The sequence below is a fragment of the Rhizobium sp. S163 genome (assembly GCF_030380805.1).
Classification (GTDB): domain Bacteria; phylum Pseudomonadota; class Alphaproteobacteria; order Rhizobiales; family Rhizobiaceae; genus Rhizobium.
This window is the reverse complement of sequence record NZ_JAUDSA010000012.1, coordinates 558533-575951: the sequence shown is the minus strand read 5'-3', so window position 1 is coordinate 575951 and position 17419 is coordinate 558533. Positions and strand designations below refer to the sequence as shown.

16 protein-coding genes are annotated in these 17419 nt (G+C 61.6%); 5 read left to right on the top strand and 11 right to left on the bottom strand.

The window, feature by feature from the left end; genetic code table 11:
* Positions 1 to 5: 5 nt before the first annotated feature.
* Entirely contained in the window at positions 6 to 1733 is a 1728-nt protein-coding gene (locus tag QTL96_RS12355) for a penicillin-binding protein 2 (RefSeq protein ID WP_112973054.1), read from the top strand.
* A 58-nt stretch (positions 1734 to 1791) separates the two neighbouring features.
* Here the strand turns inward: QTL96_RS12355 and yghX are convergent, their stop codons facing one another.
* The 7 genes from yghX to QTL96_RS12320 form a co-directional block, all read right to left on the bottom strand.
* Positions 1792 to 2679, bottom strand: a complete 888-nt coding sequence (gene yghX / locus QTL96_RS12350; protein ID WP_289727855.1) for a YghX family hydrolase — start codon at positions 2677 to 2679, stop codon at positions 1792 to 1794.
* Between the two features lie 85 nt (positions 2680 to 2764).
* The gene (locus tag QTL96_RS12345) at positions 2765 to 4054 is read right to left on the bottom strand and encodes an MFS transporter (protein ID WP_354669131.1); all 1290 of its coding nucleotides are present in this window, start codon (positions 4052 to 4054) and stop codon (positions 2765 to 2767) included.
* 10 nt (positions 4055 to 4064) lie between these two features.
* A complete protein-coding gene (locus QTL96_RS12340; RefSeq protein ID WP_289727852.1) occupies positions 4065 to 5501 on the bottom strand; it encodes a M81 family metallopeptidase in 1437 nt (478 codons plus the stop codon).
* A gap of 10 nt (positions 5502 to 5511) precedes the next feature.
* Complete coding sequence (locus tag QTL96_RS12335; RefSeq protein ID WP_289727851.1) at positions 5512 to 7431, bottom strand: beta-N-acetylhexosaminidase; 1920 nt, start codon at positions 7429 to 7431, stop codon at positions 5512 to 5514.
* Between the two features lie 29 nt (positions 7432 to 7460).
* Complete coding sequence (locus tag QTL96_RS12330) at positions 7461 to 8237, bottom strand: SDR family oxidoreductase (RefSeq protein WP_289727850.1); 777 nt, start codon at positions 8235 to 8237, stop codon at positions 7461 to 7463.
* Positions 8238 to 8264: 27 nt separating this feature from the next.
* Complete coding sequence (locus tag QTL96_RS12325) at positions 8265 to 9125, bottom strand: MurR/RpiR family transcriptional regulator (protein WP_112943513.1); 861 nt, start codon at positions 9123 to 9125, stop codon at positions 8265 to 8267.
* A 25-nt stretch (positions 9126 to 9150) separates the two neighbouring features.
* Positions 9151 to 9540 (bottom strand): Rid family hydrolase, encoded by a 390-nt coding sequence (locus QTL96_RS12320; RefSeq protein ID WP_112424839.1) that lies wholly within the window; start codon positions 9538 to 9540, stop codon positions 9151 to 9153.
* 110 nt (positions 9541 to 9650) lie between these two features.
* Between QTL96_RS12320 and QTL96_RS12315 the strand changes: the two genes are divergently transcribed.
* The 4 genes from QTL96_RS12315 (at position 9651) to QTL96_RS12300 (ending at position 13164) form a co-directional block, all read left to right on the top strand.
* Positions 9651 to 10136, top strand: coding sequence for a hypothetical protein (locus QTL96_RS12315; RefSeq protein WP_289727900.1), 486 nt, complete (start codon positions 9651 to 9653; stop codon positions 10134 to 10136).
* Between the two features lie 20 nt (positions 10137 to 10156).
* Positions 10157 to 11617, top strand: coding sequence for a M81 family metallopeptidase (locus QTL96_RS12310; RefSeq protein ID WP_289727849.1), 1461 nt, complete (start codon positions 10157 to 10159; stop codon positions 11615 to 11617).
* 16 nt (positions 11618 to 11633) lie between these two features.
* Positions 11634 to 12734, top strand: a complete 1101-nt coding sequence (locus QTL96_RS12305; protein ID WP_112818817.1) for a D-TA family PLP-dependent enzyme — start codon at positions 11634 to 11636, stop codon at positions 12732 to 12734.
* A 127-nt stretch (positions 12735 to 12861) separates the two neighbouring features.
* Positions 12862 to 13164 carry a hypothetical protein gene (locus QTL96_RS12300; RefSeq protein ID WP_112818818.1) on the top strand — a complete coding sequence of 101 codons (303 nt, stop codon included), beginning with the start codon at positions 12862 to 12864 and terminating at the stop codon, positions 13162 to 13164.
* 20 nt (positions 13165 to 13184) lie between these two features.
* Here QTL96_RS12300 and ugpC read toward each other — a convergent pair whose 3' ends face one another.
* The 4 genes from ugpC to QTL96_RS12280 form a co-directional block, all read right to left on the bottom strand.
* Positions 13185 to 14321: a sn-glycerol-3-phosphate ABC transporter ATP-binding protein UgpC gene (ugpC, locus tag QTL96_RS12295; RefSeq protein WP_112943510.1), complete on the bottom strand. Its 1137-nt coding sequence runs from the start codon at positions 14319 to 14321 to the stop codon at positions 13185 to 13187.
* Positions 14322 to 14411: 90 nt separating this feature from the next.
* Entirely contained in the window at positions 14412 to 15617 is a 1206-nt protein-coding gene (locus QTL96_RS12290) for an extracellular solute-binding protein (RefSeq protein WP_162705034.1), read from the bottom strand.
* A 59-nt stretch (positions 15618 to 15676) separates the two neighbouring features.
* Complete coding sequence (locus tag QTL96_RS12285; protein ID WP_018896582.1) at positions 15677 to 16534, bottom strand: carbohydrate ABC transporter permease; 858 nt, start codon at positions 16532 to 16534, stop codon at positions 15677 to 15679.
* Positions 16531 to 17415: a sugar ABC transporter permease gene (locus QTL96_RS12280; RefSeq protein WP_289727848.1), complete on the bottom strand. Its 885-nt coding sequence runs from the start codon at positions 17413 to 17415 to the stop codon at positions 16531 to 16533. Before QTL96_RS12280 ends, QTL96_RS12285 begins: the two co-directional genes overlap by 4 nt.
* Between the last annotated feature and the right edge of the window lie 4 nt (positions 17416 to 17419).

The following is a 17419-nucleotide window of genomic DNA, read 5'->3' as shown; positions in this document are numbered from 1 at the left end:
ATCCGATGTCCATTCTTCAAACTCTAGCATCCAGAAGCGGGCGGCTCGTCAGCCTGGAATTCGGCTCTCGCGATGGTGGCAAGCGCCTGGTAAAGCCACGCCGTAAGGCGCCCACGCCGAGATCGCGCCTGGCGATATTGGGCACCGTGCTTGTGCTTGCCTACGGCGTCATCGGCGGCAAGCTCATCTATTACGGCGTGCACGGCGACAACTCCACCTCCGCCATCCTGCCCAAGCCTTCGTCGGTCGCATCGCGCCCCGATATCCTGGATCGCAACGGAGAGCTGCTTGCGACCGATATCCGCACCGTGTCGATGTTCGCCGAACCGATCAAGATCGTCGACGTCGATGATGCCGTCGAAAAGCTCGCCACCGTTTTTCCCGATCTCGACAAGCGCTCGACATTTCAAAAACTCTCCAACCGTCATTCGCACTTCGCTTGGCTGAAGCGCCAGCTGAGCCCCAAGCAGCAGAGCGAAGTGCTGAAGCTCGGCATTCCCGCCATCGGCTTCCGCCCCGAAGTAAAGCGCTTCTATCCGGGCGGCCGCACCGCCGCGCATATCCTCGGCTATGTCGATATCGACAATCACGGCGTCAGCGGCATGGAGAAATATCTCGACGACCAGGGCCTCTCCGCACTCGCCTCGACGGGCCTCACAATCGCCGGCAGCCTGGAACCGGTGAAGCTCTCCATCGATATCCGCGCGCAGAACGCCGTGCACGACGTGGTGGCCGATGCGATCGGCCGGTATCAGGCGCAATCGGCCGGAGCCGTTATCCTTGATATCTACACCGGCGAGGTGCTCGCCATGGCTTCGGCGCCGGACTTCGATCCGAACGATCCGCAAGCAGATGGCGACAAAGGCTGGCTCAACCGGATGTCGAATGGTACCGACGAGATGGGCTCCGTCTTCAAGACCTTCTCGATCGCAATGGCGATCGACACTGGGAAGATCAAGCTGTCCGATACGTTCGACGCCAGCACACCTCTCCATTACGGCGGCTTCACGATCCACGACGACCGCGACGTGCCGCGGCGCGTGTTGTCGATCCCCGAAATCTTCCGTTACTCGTCAAACGTCGGCACCGCCAAGATGATGGATGTCGTCGGCATGGATATTCAGAAAGACTATCTGACCCGCTTCGGCCTGCTCTCGAAGATGCAGACGGAGCTGCCGGAAGTAAAAGCGCCGAGCCAGCCGAGGGTCTGGAAGAAGATCAACTCCCTCACCGCCGCCTTCGGCCACGGCGTTGCCACGACGCCGATGCAGACGGCAGTCGCCGGCGCGGCTCTTCTGGATGGCGGCGAACTGATCGAGCCGACCTTCCTGCCGCGCACGCGCGAAGAGGCTGCGAAGACCGAGCAAGCCGTCGTCAAGAAGAGCACCAGCGACACCATCCGATATCTCTTCAAGCTGAACGGCGAGCAGGGCACAGGGCGAACCGCCGATGTCCCCGGCTTCCATGTCGGCGGCAAGACCGGGACGGCCAACAAGGTTATCCACGGCGTCTATTCACACAAGCTGAGCTTCAACTCTTTCCTCGCGGGTTTCCCGATGCAAAACCCGCGATACGTGGTTTTGTCATTCGTCGATCAACCGCTGACGGGCTTGCAAAACCTCAACTTCGCCGCCCAAACCGCAGCACCGATGGTGGCCGATATCGTCAAGCGGGTCGGGCCGATACTGGGCGTTCAGCCGGATTTCGGACAGAACCTGTTGGTCGGCTACTGATCGGATGCACTACGCTCCGACCGCCAGTATGGGTGGTCGGAAGCCTCTTTGGCAGCGCCTAGACCAGATATTTCTTGAACCAGGCCACAGTCCGTTCCCAGGCGAGCTTGGCGGCGGCTTCGTCGTAGCGCGGGGTCGAGTCGTTGTGAAAGCCGTGGTTCACACCGGGATAGACATAGGCCTCGTAGACTTTCTTGTCCGCCTTGAGCGCCGCCTCATAGGCCGGCCAGCCGTCGGTGATGCCCTTGTCGAGTTCGGCGTAGTGGAGAAGCAGCGGCGCCTTGATGCGCGCGACGCTGTCGGCAGTTGGCTGACGGCCGTAAAACGGCACGGCGGCACCAAGTTCCGGATAGGCAACGGCTGCGGCATTGGCGACGCCGCCACCGTAGCAGAAGCCGGTAATGCCGACCTTGCCTGTGGTCAGGTCGCTCTTCATCAGAAACTCGATCGCGGCAAAGAAGTCGTTCATCAGCTTCTGCTGATCGACCGTCTGCTGCAGTTCGCGGCCCTTCTCATCATTCCCCGGATAGCCACCAACCGACGTCAGGCCATCAGGGGCCAGCGCAATGAAGCCGGCCTTGGCAACGCGGCGCGCAACGTCTTCGATATAGGGGTTGAGCCCCCGGTTTTCATGCACGACAACAACGCCCGGCACCTTCCCGTCGGCCTTCGCCGGCCGAACGAGATAGCCGCGCACGTCGCCATTTCCGTTGGGCGAGGGATAGGTGATGTATTCAGCGATGATATCAGGGTCAGTGAACTCCACCTGCGTCGCCAGCGCATAGTTCGGGCTCATCGAGGATAGAATTGCAGCGGCGGTCAGGCCGCCGACGGCGAACTTGCTCGCCCGGTCGAGGAACTCACGCTTGGTGATCCTGCCATGCGCGTAATAATCGTAGAGTTCAAGCAGTTCCTGGGGGAAGTCCTTCGCGGTCAGCCGATTCATGATTGATCCTCCATCCATCCGTCTCAGTTGCAATACTACACGACCGTTTTCCCTCGTCAGTTCAACATTACGCTACCAGCAGTGCTCAACGACGCCTTAGCCGGTCGAAATACAGGAGCATCGCCAGCCCGATCACACCGGCAAGCGCGCCGATGAAGGCCGTGCCGGAATAGCTGCTGACCGCGGTACCAATGGCAAAGAGCAATGCGCTGAGGCCGGCGCTGATGAAGATGTTGACGGAAATGAGCGCGCTGCCCAATCCCGGTCGCTCCGCGATAAGGTCCTGCAGATAGGTGATCGGGATGCTGATCAGCGCAGCCGCCCCAATGCCGCTGATCAAGGTGAGCGCGTAGACATGCCAGGGCGTTGACGCGAAGCCGAGCAGCGTGAGATAGACGACATAAATGCTCGCGCCAATCGCGAGCGCCGTCACGTGGCTCATGATCCTCTGCGCCCGACCCCACACGATGATGAAGACGACTTCGAGGAAGGCGACGATGCCGATGAGGACGCCGAGGTCGGCGACCGTCCCATGCGCGGCGCCGGTGACGATCAGCGGCAGGATGGCGCCGTTGACATGCAGCGTGGAGCTGATCAGCGCGATGGCGATGACCCGGACGAGCACCGGCGGCGAAACGACCTCGCCGAGCGCCGCCAGATAGGAGAGATGGCGGCTAGCGGCCTTGTCGGTCCCCGTCTGGCGTGGCAGGAAGATGGCGATGAGGCCAAAGCAGGCGGCGCAGGCGATGCCGGCAAACAGATAGGCCGGCAGCATGCTCGGCGACCGGGCGAGCAACACGCCGGTCAGGCCGGGCACCAAGACCCACGATAGAGACATCATCGCGCGCACACCGGAATTGACCCTGGCGACGTCATCGCGCGACATGCCGGTTGTCCTTCGGCGGACATTGCCGAAGAGCAGCGAATTCAGCGAGCCATAGACCGGCAGGAGCAGCAGTGCGCTGACCACGAAGGTCGCCTGATGCGGCAGAGTGTAGATCGCACCATAGCCGAGCACGCCGAAAAGCGCGGTCGCCAGCATCATGGTGCGATATTCGCCAAGCCGGTCCGCCAGATTGCCGAGCAGGATGCTGACGGTAACGTTGACGGCAGCGGCCGAGAAAATCAGCGCGGAGTAGAGCCCGTTGCTCAAGCCCAGTTCGCGGATGCCGACGACGGATTGATAGGGAGAGGTGGCGGCACTCGCGACGCCGAACATAAAGAGGGCGAGCATGCTTACCCGGATGGTCGGGTCGCGGAAGACGGCGGGAAGGAAGCGGGTCATGTTCGAATTCGTGGCGGTGGCGGCGGACGCCGTCTTGGGCGAACGCGGCCTGGCGGGTCTGGTATAAAACCGAGACCGCCAGGCTGTCAGTTATTTTCTATCAATCGGTCCATCGCGCCGAGAAGCGCGCTTGCGGGATGTAGCTGAAATCGCGATCGAAGGGGAATGCAGGTCGCGCGCGGCGGTTACTGGTGAGCCCCTCGATATCCTGGTTCACCACGCCCTGTGTCAGCGCCATCAGGTTCGGATTGGCGATCGGCGCGAGTTCCGGTGAGAGGTAGCCGGATTTGACGACCAGAAGGCGGACGGCCTTCGGATCAAGCCCGAGCAGGGTGAAATCGGCGATGTTGTGATACGGCCGGCGGCGCGCGGCGAGCACGACGGTGATCCCGCCGATGCGCACGACCGCCTGGCGCTCGGCTGCCACGCCGGTATCGGAGACCAGCAAGACCTCCGCCTGCACCTTGGCCGGCGTGCTCGATCCATCGAGGCTACCACCGATGGTCACCGCGAGCGTGGCGCCCTTGCCGGCGGCAAAGCATGCCTCGACGGCGGGACGATCCGTAATCCCCGCGATCAGCGCGCCGGCAAAGCCACGCGTAATCAGCGCGTTCAGCACGTCGGCACGATCACCGACGCCGCCACCCGTCGGGTTGTCGGCGGAGTCGGCGAGGATCACGGGCGACGTCTCGGCCTTCTCAGCGATATCGAGCATCTCCGCCAACGGCCCGGTGACGGGACCGAAGCGGAATTCCTCGCGTGCGTTCCAATAGGAGAGTGCGATCTCTTCCGCAGCCTTGGCCGCGGCACCCTTGCTGGTCGCGGTGATGACCGCGCAGGCGGTCGCGCGCGGCTCGTCGGCCCAGACATAGCCGACCATCAGGTTGGCATCGAGAACGCCGGCGCGCTGGTCGAAGACCGGCAGCGCCTCATAAAGCGCCTTCGCCGGCTGGTCTTCCGTCGATGTGCGCTCGCCAGGCCAGAGAACCGGCACCGGAGCCCAGGCAACGCCGGGACGCGTGCCGCTCTTCAAGGCATCGACCAGCATCGACCACGCCCGCACCATGGTCTCGCGCACATCGATATGCGGCGCGGTCCTGTAGCCGGCGAAGATATCGAGCTGATCGATGATCTTCTGGCTGACATTGCCATGCAGGTCATAGCTCGCCGCGACGACGACATCGGGCCCGACAACCGCGCGAGCAGCCGAGATCCAATCGCCCTCGGCGTCGTCCATGCCCTCTACATTCATCGCGCCATGCATGGCGAGATAGAGCCCATCGACCGGCGAGGCCGCCTTCAGAAGGGCGAGGAACTCGCTCTTGAAGGCTTCGTAGGCGGCGCGTGAGACCGGGCCTCCAGGCACGGCGCGCGCATGCAGAAGCGGCAGGTGCTCGATGCCATCGGCCTTCAGAAAGTTGAAATACTCGGCCCCCAGAAGGTCCGCACCCTTGAGGACGCGAAAATCCTCGACGGCCATCAGCACCGGCGAATAGGTGCTGCACTCCGTATGAATTCCGCCAACAGCGATCCGCATCGTCAGCTCCTTAAAGTTTCGGGCTCAGCGGCACGATGGCCGAGAAGCGATCCCAGTTCTTCTTCGCCTTCGGTGTCCAGGCGGCCTCGGCAATGGCCGGCAGGCGCGGGAAGACGAGACGGTTGAAATAGCCGCGCGACAGGAAGTGCTCGGACCAGATGCAGGCCTGAACGCCCTTCATCCTGTCCTTCAGCTCTTCGGGGAAATCGCCTTCGGCTTCATAACCATAGGTGTGGGCCGGCGGCACCGTGCCCGCCCAGCTGGCGCCGGGTTCCTGGAAGGCCTCGGCCTGCACCATATCAAGATAATAGGCCTGGCCGGGGGTCATGACCACCTCGTAGCCTTCCTTGGCGAGCTCGATGCCAACCTGCGGGTTCTCCCAGGCCATCAGCAGCGTATCCTTGGCCGCGACGCCGCCGCCATGGGCGACCTCGTTCCAGCCCGCAAGCTTGCGCCCTCGCGCCGTCAGCATCTCCTTGACGCGCTTCAGGAAGTAGGATTGCAGCGCGAAGGTGCCCTCGATGCCTTCCTGCTCCATCAGTTTCTTGGCAAGCGGCGACGCCAGCCAGGAACCGTTCGCTACCTCGTCGCCGCCAATATGCAGATACTTCGACGGGAAGAGCTCGACCATCTCGTCAAGCACCTTTTCGAGGAAGGTGTAGGTCAACGGAATGGCCGGGTTCAGCGCGTTGTTCGGATAGCCCTGAACCGAGTGATAGCTGTCCGGTGCTTCCTGTCCGTCGGTCAGCTCCGGCAGCGCCACGAGCGTCGCCGTGCTGTGGCCAGGGATATCGATCTCGGGAACGACCTCGACGCTCAACGCCAGTGCTTGCGCGACGATCTCGCGGACATCGTTCTGCGAATAGAAACCGCCGACCGGCTCCGCGCCATTGCCGAGCTGCGGCAGAAGCGGTGCGTCCGGTCCGCGCAGCACGCCAGTGGTCGTGAGCTCCGGATAGGCCTTGATCTCCAGGCGCCAGGCTTCGTCATCGGTCAGGTGCCAATGGAAGATATTGAGTTTCAGCCATGCCAGAATGTCGACAAGCCGCTTGATATCGGCTGCCGGATAGAACTGTCGCGAGACGTCGAGATGGCAGCCGCGCCAGCTATAGCGCGGCTTGTCGACGATGGTGCCCGAGATCGGGAAACGGAATGTACCGGGGCGGCTGCGCGCGCCCTCGAGCAGCTGCGCAAGCGACGTCAGGCCATACTGGCGACCGGCGGCGTCCGCATAGGCAAGCGTGATTTCGTCGGCCGAGAAGGTGAGCTTGTAGCCCTCGGCAGGAATCGCGGCATCGGCGGCGAAACGCAGCGCGCGGCCCTGCGGCGACGGCTGCAGATTGAACGGGGCATGCGCGCTTTCGAAGAGGCGACGTACCAGCGAGGTGACCGTGGACATGGCGCGCAGATCATCCGAGGAAGCGCCGGCCGCGGGATAGAGCACGACTGGAAAGCCATCGCCGGGCTTGGCGTCGATTTCGGCCGGCCACGGCTGGAGCGCGAAAGGCAGGTCGAGCTTGCCTTGCGGCAGCAGCACCGGCGGCGGCTCGCTGACGCGGCCCTCCAGGAGGAGATCGGACACGGCGACCGCGACGTGGCTGCCATCGGCAAGCGTCACGTAGGCCGACTTGGCGCCATCGGTGCAGTGCTTGGCCGGGCGGTGCAGACCGCTCACGGTAAAGGTCCAGCCTACACCCGGCGCGATGGAAAGGCCTGTTGGTGGCGCGAACTCGTGGAAATTGGCGTTGCGGCGCAGGAAGGTCGCGTTCTCGCAAGCCTTCTTGTCAATCACCCGTGTCAGCGACGTATAGACGATCTTGAAATCCGTAAGCGGCGCATCCGACAGATTGAAAAGGGTAAAGGTGAAGCGACCATTTGGACCGCCGTCCGGCTGCCAGCAGCTCTCCAGACGATAAGGGGCCGTGTCCATAACTGTTCCTCTCAGTATTCTTTTTTTGATCAGTAGTCAGCGGATTGGGAGAAGGTGCGGGCAAGCTCCGCTTGGCCCGCGGTAAGGCCGCAATCGACGGGCAGGCAAACACCGGTGATGCCATTGGCCTGCGCGCTTGCCAGGAAGCCGACCGCATTGGCGACGTCTTTCGGATCGACGACGCGCTGCAGCGGATACCAGCGGCGGGCTTCCTCGAAGACATTGGGATTGGCGGCGGCGCGGGCTTCCCAGGCCTGCGTGCGCACCGTGCCCGGCGCAATCGCGTTCGAACGGATGCCGAACTTGCCGTATTCGACGGCGACCAGCTTGGTGAAATGCAAAAGGCCGGCCTTGGCGGCACTATAGGCCGGATGGCCGAAGACGTGCATGCCGTTGACGGAGGCGATGTTGACCACCGAGCCCTGCGTCACCTTCAGGAGATCGGCGACGGCGCTGAAGCAGAGGAACGGCGCTTCGAGGTTGAGCGCATTATCTGCGCGCCAATCCTCCGGCTTCGTCGACTGCAGGCTGACGGCGCGCGCGGCACCCGCATTGTTGACCAGCGTCTTCAGCGCACCGAGCGACGCGGCGGTCTTCGCCATTTCGGCAACGCTATGCTCGCAAGTCACATCGCAGCTGACGGCGACGAAGCGCTCAGCCGAACCCAGCGCACGCGCGGCCTTTTCGGCGGCGGCGCCGTCAATGTCGACAAGCAGGACGACGTCGTGGTCATCCGCGAGCCGGTTGGCGATGGCACGGCCGATATCGCCCGCAGCGCCGGTCACGATCGCTACCGATTTTGTCATTTCAAGTCCTTTCCTGACATGAAATCCTCAGTCCCCGAGCAGCTGACGGTCATCGCCGTCACGGTGGGCAACGAGTTGTTGTTTGATGCGTCGAAGGGTGACCGCCGCCTGCGGGATGTTGTAGGCGACGAGACTGGCCAGGATGTCGACAGCGGCCAGATAGGCGATGCGCGTCGAGGTCGGCCGGAAGATGTTGTTGCCTTCGGCAAGATCGATCGGGATGACGATGTCCGCGGCCTTGGCGACGAGGCTATCGGCCTGCGTCAGGGCGATGGTCGTGACGCCGGTCTCGCGGGCGAGCGTGAAGGAGCGGACCAGTTCGGTGTTGCGACCCGAAAACGACGAGCCGACGATGACATGCGTCGACTTCGCCGCTGCCGCCAGCATCAGCTGCATGCCGTGATCGGAGCTCGCGGTCACATGTAGGCCGAAACGAAAAAGGCGGTTCTGCAGCTCGCTGGCAATCATCGACGAATTGCCGCCCGAGCCGAAGGCATAGATCATCCCGGCCTTGGCGATCTTCTCTGCGGCCTGCTCGATGGCGGCAAGGTCAAGCGAGCGATGCAGCAGAAACAACGCATTTTGCGCCTTGGTGATGATGTCCTGGGCGACGTCACCGGGATCGCGGCTCTTCGGCTCGGGCCTGAGATAGCGCATCCCGACATAGGCCGTGCGCGCAAGCTGAACCTTGAAATCGGAAAAGCTTTCGCAGCCGACACGGCGACAGAAGCGGGTTACCGTCGGCGGCGAGACATCCGCCTTCTCCGCCAGCTCGATGATCGAGGCGTTGACGGCGAATTCAAAGTCGTTGAGCAGAATATCCGCGATACGGGTTTCCGACGGCGAAAGCCGGGCCTTCTCTTCCTGCAATGTCGAGAAAATATCCACGCCCGGCTCCCTTAGGTCTATCGCGCTATTTGTCTTTCGCTTTATACGCGACGCAATCGATTTCGACCTTGCAATCGACCATCATCGACGATTGCACACAGGCGCGTGCCGGCGGATGCTCGCCGAAATACTGTTGGTAGATGCCGTTGAAGGTCCAGAAATCGCGGGGATCGTCGAGCCACACGCCGCAGCGCACAACATGCTCAAGGCCGTAGCCGGCCTCTTCAAGGATCGCGATCACGTTCTGGATCGTCTTGTGCGTCTGCGCGACGATATTGCCGTCGATGATCTCGCCATTTTCCATGGCGACCTGGCCCGACACATAGAGCCAGCCGTCGGCTTCGACCGCACGGGCAAACGGCAGCGGCTTTCCGCCTGCGCCGGTCTGAACAGTGCCATAACGCTTGATGGACATTGACCGATCCTTGCAAATTATTTTCGTGATAAGTTGACAAGTGACCATATTAAGCGGAATTTGGCCAGAGAAAAACGTCATTCATGAAAAGAATTTCAATCGGGAACACCATGCGCGATCCTTTCAAGAACCCCTTCCCCGCCTCCGACATTGCCCGGCACTCAATCTGGGAGATGCTCGTTCACCGCGATATCGACGCTTTCCTGGCCGCCGATTGGTCGATGGTCGAGCACGATTTCGTCGAGGACGGCTTCATCGGCATTGACGGTCGCAAGGAAGTGAGCCCCGACAAGTGGCGCCTCGCCTTCCCGACGCTTGCCGCCTATCGCGACGAATGGGTTCGCCAGGCCAAGGATTTTTCGACGCAATCCTTTGCAGAAGACACCCGCACCGCCATTTTCACCACGACCACGCTCGAGGATATCGAGATTGAGGGCGAGATGGCGCTGGTACGCAAGAAGTTCGACGGTGGCATCGCCAAGACCGACGGCAACCGCGACATCATGCAGTGGCAGACCCTTTATTACTGCCGCCTGCACGAGGGGCGTTGGAAGATCTCCGGTTTCACCGGCTATCTTCCGAACCCGATGGGTTGATCAACACAAGGGCCGATACATTGCGGATTTTCACGGCGGCTCTCGCAACCGAGACCAATACCTTCTCCCCCATTTGCGTCGATCGGCGCGCTTTCGAGGCGTCGCTCTATGCGCCGCCGGGCGAACATCCCGAAACGCCGACGCTCTGCTCCGCGCCGATCACCGTCGGCCGGCGCGTCTGCACGGAGAAGGGCTGGACGCTGATCGAGGGCACCGCGACCTGGGCGGATCCGGCCGGTCTCGTCAACCGCGCGACCTATGAAGGCCTGCGCGACGAAATCCTCGGACAACTTCGCGCGGCGATGCCCGTCGATGCCGTCGTGCTCGGCCTGCATGGCGCCATGGTCGCCGCCGGTTACGAGGATACGGAAGGCGATACGCTGACGCGCATTCGCGAAATTGTCGGGCCCGATATTCCCGTTTTCGCCGAGCTCGATCCGCACAGCCATCTGACGGCCAAGCGTTTCGCCGCCGCCAATGCTTTCGTCTACTTCAAGGAGTTCCCGCACACGGACTTTGTCGATCGTGCCGAGGATCTGTGGCGCATCGCCGTCGACACGCTGGAGGGCCGTGTAAAACCGGACATGTCCGTCTTCGATTGCCAGATGATCGACGTGTTTCCGACCTCGCGCGATCCGATGCGCTCCTTCGTCGACAAGATCATGCAGATCGAGAAAGACGACCCCGACGTTCTCTCCATCTCCGTGGTCCACGGCTTCATGGCCGGCGACGTACCTGAGATGGGCACCAAGCTGCTGGTCGTCACCAATGACCGCAAGGCCAAGGGCGATGCGCTGGCGCGCGAACTGGGCATGGAACTCTTTTCGAAACGCGGCACCTTCATGATGCCGCAGATCGACGAGAAAGAGGCTGTGTCGCAGGCGCTGGCGGCGACCGCATGGCCCGTCGTGATCGCCGATATGTGGGACAACCCCGGCGGCGGAACAGCCGGCGACGCGACAGTGGTGCTGGGCGAACTCCTGGCGCGCGGCGTCACCGATGTGGCGATCGGCACGATCTGGGACCCGATGGCCGTGCAGATATGCATGGCGGCCGGCGAAGGCGCTGAGATTCCGTTGCGCTTCGGTGCCAAGTCCGCGCCGGGCACCGGCAACCCGATCGACGGTCTGGTCAAGGTCATAAAAATAGTGCCGAATGCCGAGATGCGCTTTGGCGAAAGCTTCGCGCCCTTCGGCGATGCGGCACACATCGTGCTCGATGGAATCGATATCATTTTGAACTCGACGCGTGCTCAAAGCTTCGATCCGAGCCTGTTCTCGGTCATGGGCATCGATCCGAGGCAGAAGAAGATCCTCGTCATCAAGTCGACGAACCACTTCTACGCCTCATTCTCGAAGATAGCGTCCGAAATCATCTATTGCGCTGCCGGCACGCCTTATCCTAACAATCCGGCGAAGACGCCGTATCGGCGGGCGCGCAAGGATATCTGGCCCATGATTGCCGATCCCCACGGCGCTTAACATGGAGTAGCCTCAGATGCACAACAGCCCATTTGCCGTCGTCGCCAAGCCCGGCGACAAGGTCGCGGAACTCTCGACACCTCGGCCGATTATCGACGAAGACCGGATGACGGCCAATATCGCCCGCACGCAGGCCTACATGGACGCGCACGGCATCGACTTTCGTCCGCACATCAAGACGCACAAGATCCCAGCGCTGGCTGCCCAGCAGGTGGCGGCGGGCGCCAAGGGCATCAATTGCCAAAAGGTCACCGAGGCCGAAGTTTTCGCCGACGCGGGCTTCGTGGACATCCTCATCACCTTCAACATCATCGGCAGCGCGAAACTCGAGCGTCTCGCGGCGCTGAACGAGCGGATATCCGGGCTGAAGGTGGTCGCGGATAGCGCCTACACCGTCGACGGTCTGGCTACCTATTTTGCTGCGCGCAAGCCGCTTGTGGTGCTGGTCGAGTGCGATACCGGCGCTGGGCGCTGCGGCGTGCAGAAGCCCGCGCAAGCCGTGGCGCTCGCCAAGCACATCGACGCTGCAGCGGGCCTCACCTTTGGCGGGCTGCTGAATTATCCGAAGCCGGGCGCCGCCACCGAGGTCCAGGCCTTTCTTGCGCAAACGCTGAGCTTGCTTGAGGCCGAAGGCATCGCCTGCCCTATCGTCAGCAATGGCGGCTCGCCGAGCCTGTTCGATGCCCATCTGGTTCCCGCCGCCACAGAACACCGGGCCGGCACCTACATCTATAATGACCGCTCCATGGTCCGCGCCGGACATTGCACAGTGGACGACTGCGCCATGCATATTCTCGTCACTGTCGTTTCCCGCCCGACGGGGGATCGCGCCGTTATCGATGCGGGCTCGAAAGCACTGACCTCCGACCTGCTCGGCTTCACGGATTATGGCCAGGTGGTCGGCTATCCGCAGGCGTCGATCACCGGTCTCTCGGAAGAGCACGGCGTGATCGACCTCTCGAAATGCGAGGGGGCTCGGCCGCAGATCGGCGACAAGCTTCTGATCATCCCGAACCACACCTGCGTGGTCTCGAACCTCTTTGACACCATGGTCTTCCATCGCGACGGCGTCGTCACCCGCATCGAGGACGTCGCCGCTCGCGGGCTTGTCTGGTAGTCGCAGCATCGGGTTGGCGGCCGTTCACAGGCCGGTAACGCCGTTGGATAGTCCTCCTTGAAGTTTGCCATATCCGGCGCATCTTATTGATGCGCCAGTATTCCGGCGACGTCATGGGAGATCATTCATGAGAGCTTTGATTGCATTGGGAGTCGCAGGGAGCCTGGCGTGCATTTCAGCCGCGCAGGCGCCGTCGCAATGGCAGACCTATTCCGGTGTCCGTGTCGATTCCGATCCGACCACTCTGGCCCGCTTCGATCACACCTATCCCTATTGCGAGCAGGAAGCGTTTCGCCGCGGCTCGACCGACGTGAACAGCCTGTGGCACGTGACGGCACTGCGCAATTGTATGTACCGCCACGGAATCGTCGACAGGGGCTCCTACTCGTACCCGGCCAACGCGTTATTCTACAATTTCCTCGATCGCTGATGGCGCGACTGCGCTCGCGATCAGGCGAGCGCAGTCGGGTTCAGCAGATTGAGATCGATATCGGTCAACGCCACATGGCGTTCGAACGCGATTCCAGATTCATCGAAGAGGTGGCAATCCACCGCATTGATGCCGACGAGCATCGGTTGCTCCGGTCGCACGCCGACGCTGCCTGACAGCGTGGCGCAGAAGTTCTCGCCCTCACCATTTAGCGCTGCGTAAGCGACAGTCTGCGCGCCGAGACGCTCGATGACGCTTGGCGTGATGGTGAGCGAGATATCGCCGGATGCAAGCTGGATATGCTCGGGGCGTACGCCCAGGGTCAGCGTCTGGCCGACGACGCCTTCGCGCGGCGTGACCGGCACGGTGAGCGACTGGCCCTTGTATTCTACGGTCACGCTCTTGTCGCCTACGGCGGTGCAGGTGACCGGCAGGAAGTTCATCTTCGGATTGCCGATGAACCCGGCCACGAAGATGTTGGCAGGCTTGTGGTAGAGCTCGAGCGGGGCCCCCGTCTGAGCGATCTCGCCGGCGTTGAGCACCACGATGCGGTCCGCCATCGTCATCGCCTCGACCTGGTCGTGGGTGACGTAGATCATCGTCGCCTTGAGCTGGCGGTGCAGTTTCGCAAGCTCGATGCGCATGTCGGAGCGCAGCGCGGCGTCGAGGTTGGAGAGCGGCTCGTCGAACAGGAAGATCTTCGGCTCGCGCACGATCGCGCGGCCGATCGCCACGCGCTGGCGCTGACCACCGGAGAGCATGCCCGGCTTCTGCTGCAGGCGCTGGTCGAGGTGCAGGATGCGGGCCGCGTTTTCGACCTTGGCCTTGAGCTTTTCCTCTTCCATCTTTTCGACGCGCAGCGGAAAGGCAATATTCTCGAAAACGCTCATATGCGGATAGAGCGCGTAGGACTGGAACACCATCGCGATGCCGCGCTTGACCGGCGGCAGATCGTTGACCCTCAGGCCATCGATCACGATGTCACCCGCCGACGTCGCGTCCAGGCCGGCGATCATGCGAAGCAATGTGGATTTGCCGCAGCCGGAGGGGCCGACGAACACGACGAACTCGCCATTGTTCACCTCGAGCTGAACGCTCTTCAGAACCTCGAAGTCGCCGTAAAATTTCTGAACCTTGTTGAGAAATAACTGTCCCAAAACCTGTCTCCGGTCACCGCCACGCGCGGCGCTTACTCTCGATAGCGAAGGGATCGCGGGTGTTGCGCGCCCGCGATCCCCAACAAAGGCTTACTTGAACGCTTCGATCTCGCCAGCGGCCTTCTTGATGGCGTCAGCCGGTTCGGCCTTGCCTGTCACGACGGACTGGACCATTTCGATCATGGAGTTCTGGAAACCCTTGTAATCGGTGAAGAGCGGCTCGGGACCACCATAGGCGATACCGTCGATGAACGGCTTCCAGGAAGCATCGGCCTTGATGAATTCATCGACCTTTGCCGACGGACGCAGAGGTGTAAGGCCAGCGCCGCCCTGGAGTTCGTATTCGCCCTGCGGCTCGGGAGAGGTGATGTACTTGGCGAACTCGATCGCCTTGTCCTCGACACCAGAACCCTTGAAGATCGCCAGGCTGTCGGTGATGAGCAGCGTGCCTGGGCCCTTGGCGTCCGGACCGAGCGGCAGCGTCGTCACACCCCAGTTGATCTTCGTGTCCTTGAGGCGGGCGGCAGCGCCGGAACCCGCCTGGATCATGCCGACCTTGCCGTCGAGGAAGATTGCACGAACTTCGTTCTGCTCGTAAGCGGTCGGGCCTTCTTCGGAGTAAGGCGTGATGTCCTTGTAGGCCTGGAGAGCGGCCAGAACACCGGGGCTATCCAGCGTGATCTTGCCATCGGCGTCGATGACGGTCGCGTTGTTGGTGTAAACCCAGTGCATGAACTGGTGCATAGTGTTGTCGAAGGTCTTGGCGGACAGGCCGTAGCCCGGGATGCCCGTCTTTTCCTTGATGGTCTTTGCAGCAGCGATTTCTTCAGCCCAGGTTGTCGGTGGCTTCTCGGGGTCGAGGCCGGCCTGCTTGAACAGATCCTTGTTCCAGTAGAGCGCCTTGGTGGAGAATGCGATCGGCACGCCCCACTGGTTGCCCTCGAAGGTTACCGTGTCGACGATATGCGGGTAGTAACCCTTCTTCTCGTCGTCGGTCATTGGAACCGGAACGATCAGGTCGTTCTGGGCGAATTCCTTGAGCGTGCGCGAGCCGACGTAAGCCATCGCGACTGGCGTGCCGGCGGCGGCGAGCGTGGTTGCCTTGTCCTGGCACTGTGCCCAGCCAACGACTTCAGGCGCAACCTTCCAGCCGGGATTCTTGCCTTCCCATTCCTTGATGTACTTCTCGTGGATCGGGTCGATCTTGTCGCCGCAATAGATCCAGCTGATTTCCTTGTCGGCAGCTTCGGCCGTCATGGCGCCAAGCGCCGTCGAGCCGAGCAAGGCCAGTGCCATAAGGCTAGTTTTGAAAGCGATGCTCACGTCAATACTCCCGTTAGTTAGCTGTTCACTTGTTATTGTTTTACCGCACCGGCAGTCAGACCGCCGACGAGATATCGTTGCAGGAAGAAGATGATGACCATCGCGGGCAGAATGCCGACGAAGGAGGCTGCCATCAGCTCGTTCCAGATAACCTCCTGCTTACCGAAGTAAGCAAAGAGCCCCACCGGCAACGGCATGTATTCGGTCTTCGAGTTGAAGGTCAGCGCGAAGATGAATTGCTGCGCGTAGGCGCCGATGAAAGTGGTGATGGCGACGACGATGATCCCCGGCATGGCAATCGGCAGGATCACGCGGCGCAACGTATAGAAGTGACTGGCTCCATCCATATAGGCGGCCTCGTTCAGCTCCTGCGGGATGCGGATCATGTAGGTCCGCAGCAGCCAGATCGCCGAAGGAATGAGGAACGCCACGCCAGGCACGATCATCGCGAAATAGGTGTTGAGCACGCCGAGCGTGCGCATCAGTCGGAAAAGCGGAATGAGCAGCACGGCGCCAGAGAACATGTTGACCGTCAGGAACGCGCCAAGCAGCAGGCCCATGCCGCGAAATTCGAACTTCGCGAAGGCGTAGGAGGCCGGGATGACGAGCGCCAGCACGATCACGGTGACGATAATCGAGATGAAGAATGAGTTGAAGATATAGCGCCCGAAGCCCGGAACGCTGATCCACATGGTGCGATAGGCCTCGAACGAGCCGTTCTCCGGCCAAAAGCGGTACGGCGACGAGAATAGCTGGCTGAGCGGCTTCAGCGACACCAGGAAGCCTTCGACGAAGGGCGCCAGCACGAAGGTGAGGAACACCAAGACACCAAGGTAGATCAGCAGGATTTCCCACCAGCTGTAGCGATCGATCATGGCCGCGTTCTTCATGCGCGCTTCTCCGGGTTGAGCCGACGGGTGACACGGAAATAGGCAAAGCAGAATGCCGAGAGGAAGATGCAGATCAGCACCGCGCGGGCCGCACCCTCACCATATTTCTTCGAGCCGATGGCCGTCTGGTAGGTATCGATGATCATCGTCGTGGTCTGTCCGCTGGGGCCGCCCTGTGTCAGGATCCAGATGATATCGAAGGAGTTGAACGTGGCAATGAGCGATAGCATCGACATTGTGATGATCGACGGCACCATCAGCGGCAAGGTGATGCGGCGGAAGCGATAGAAACGCCCCGCGCCATCCGTCCAGGCCGCCTCGTAGAGATCCTTCGGGATCGACTGGATGGCTGCCAGGAAATAGATGGTGACCATCGGCACGCCGATCCACACGTCGGTGATGATCGTTGCCCAGAATGCCGTGTTGCCATAGGCGAGAAAGGCCACCGGGCCGTCCACGAAGCCGATGCGCTGCAGTATGCCCGAGATCATCCCGAACTGGCCGTTATACATCCAGCCCCACATGAAGATGCCGATCGCCATCGGCACCACCCATGGCGGCATGGTCAGCAGACGAAACAGTGAGCGACCGGGCACCGCGCTGTTCAGCAGCGATGCGCCGAAGGTGCCAATGATCATCTTCAGCGAGACCGAGAAGAAGGTCCAGATGAAGGTGCGGACGATCACGTCTGCGAAGGTCGCGTTGAAGATCTTCTCATAGTTCGCCCAGCCCACCCAATTGGTCACTTTTCTGAGCGACGCATCGGTGAAGGACAGAATGAACGTATCGACGAGCGGGTAAGCGACGATGACCGCAACATAGAGGACTGCCGGAAGGAGAAGGATCCAGGCGAAGATGAGGTTGCTTTTTTGAACGTTCATCCTG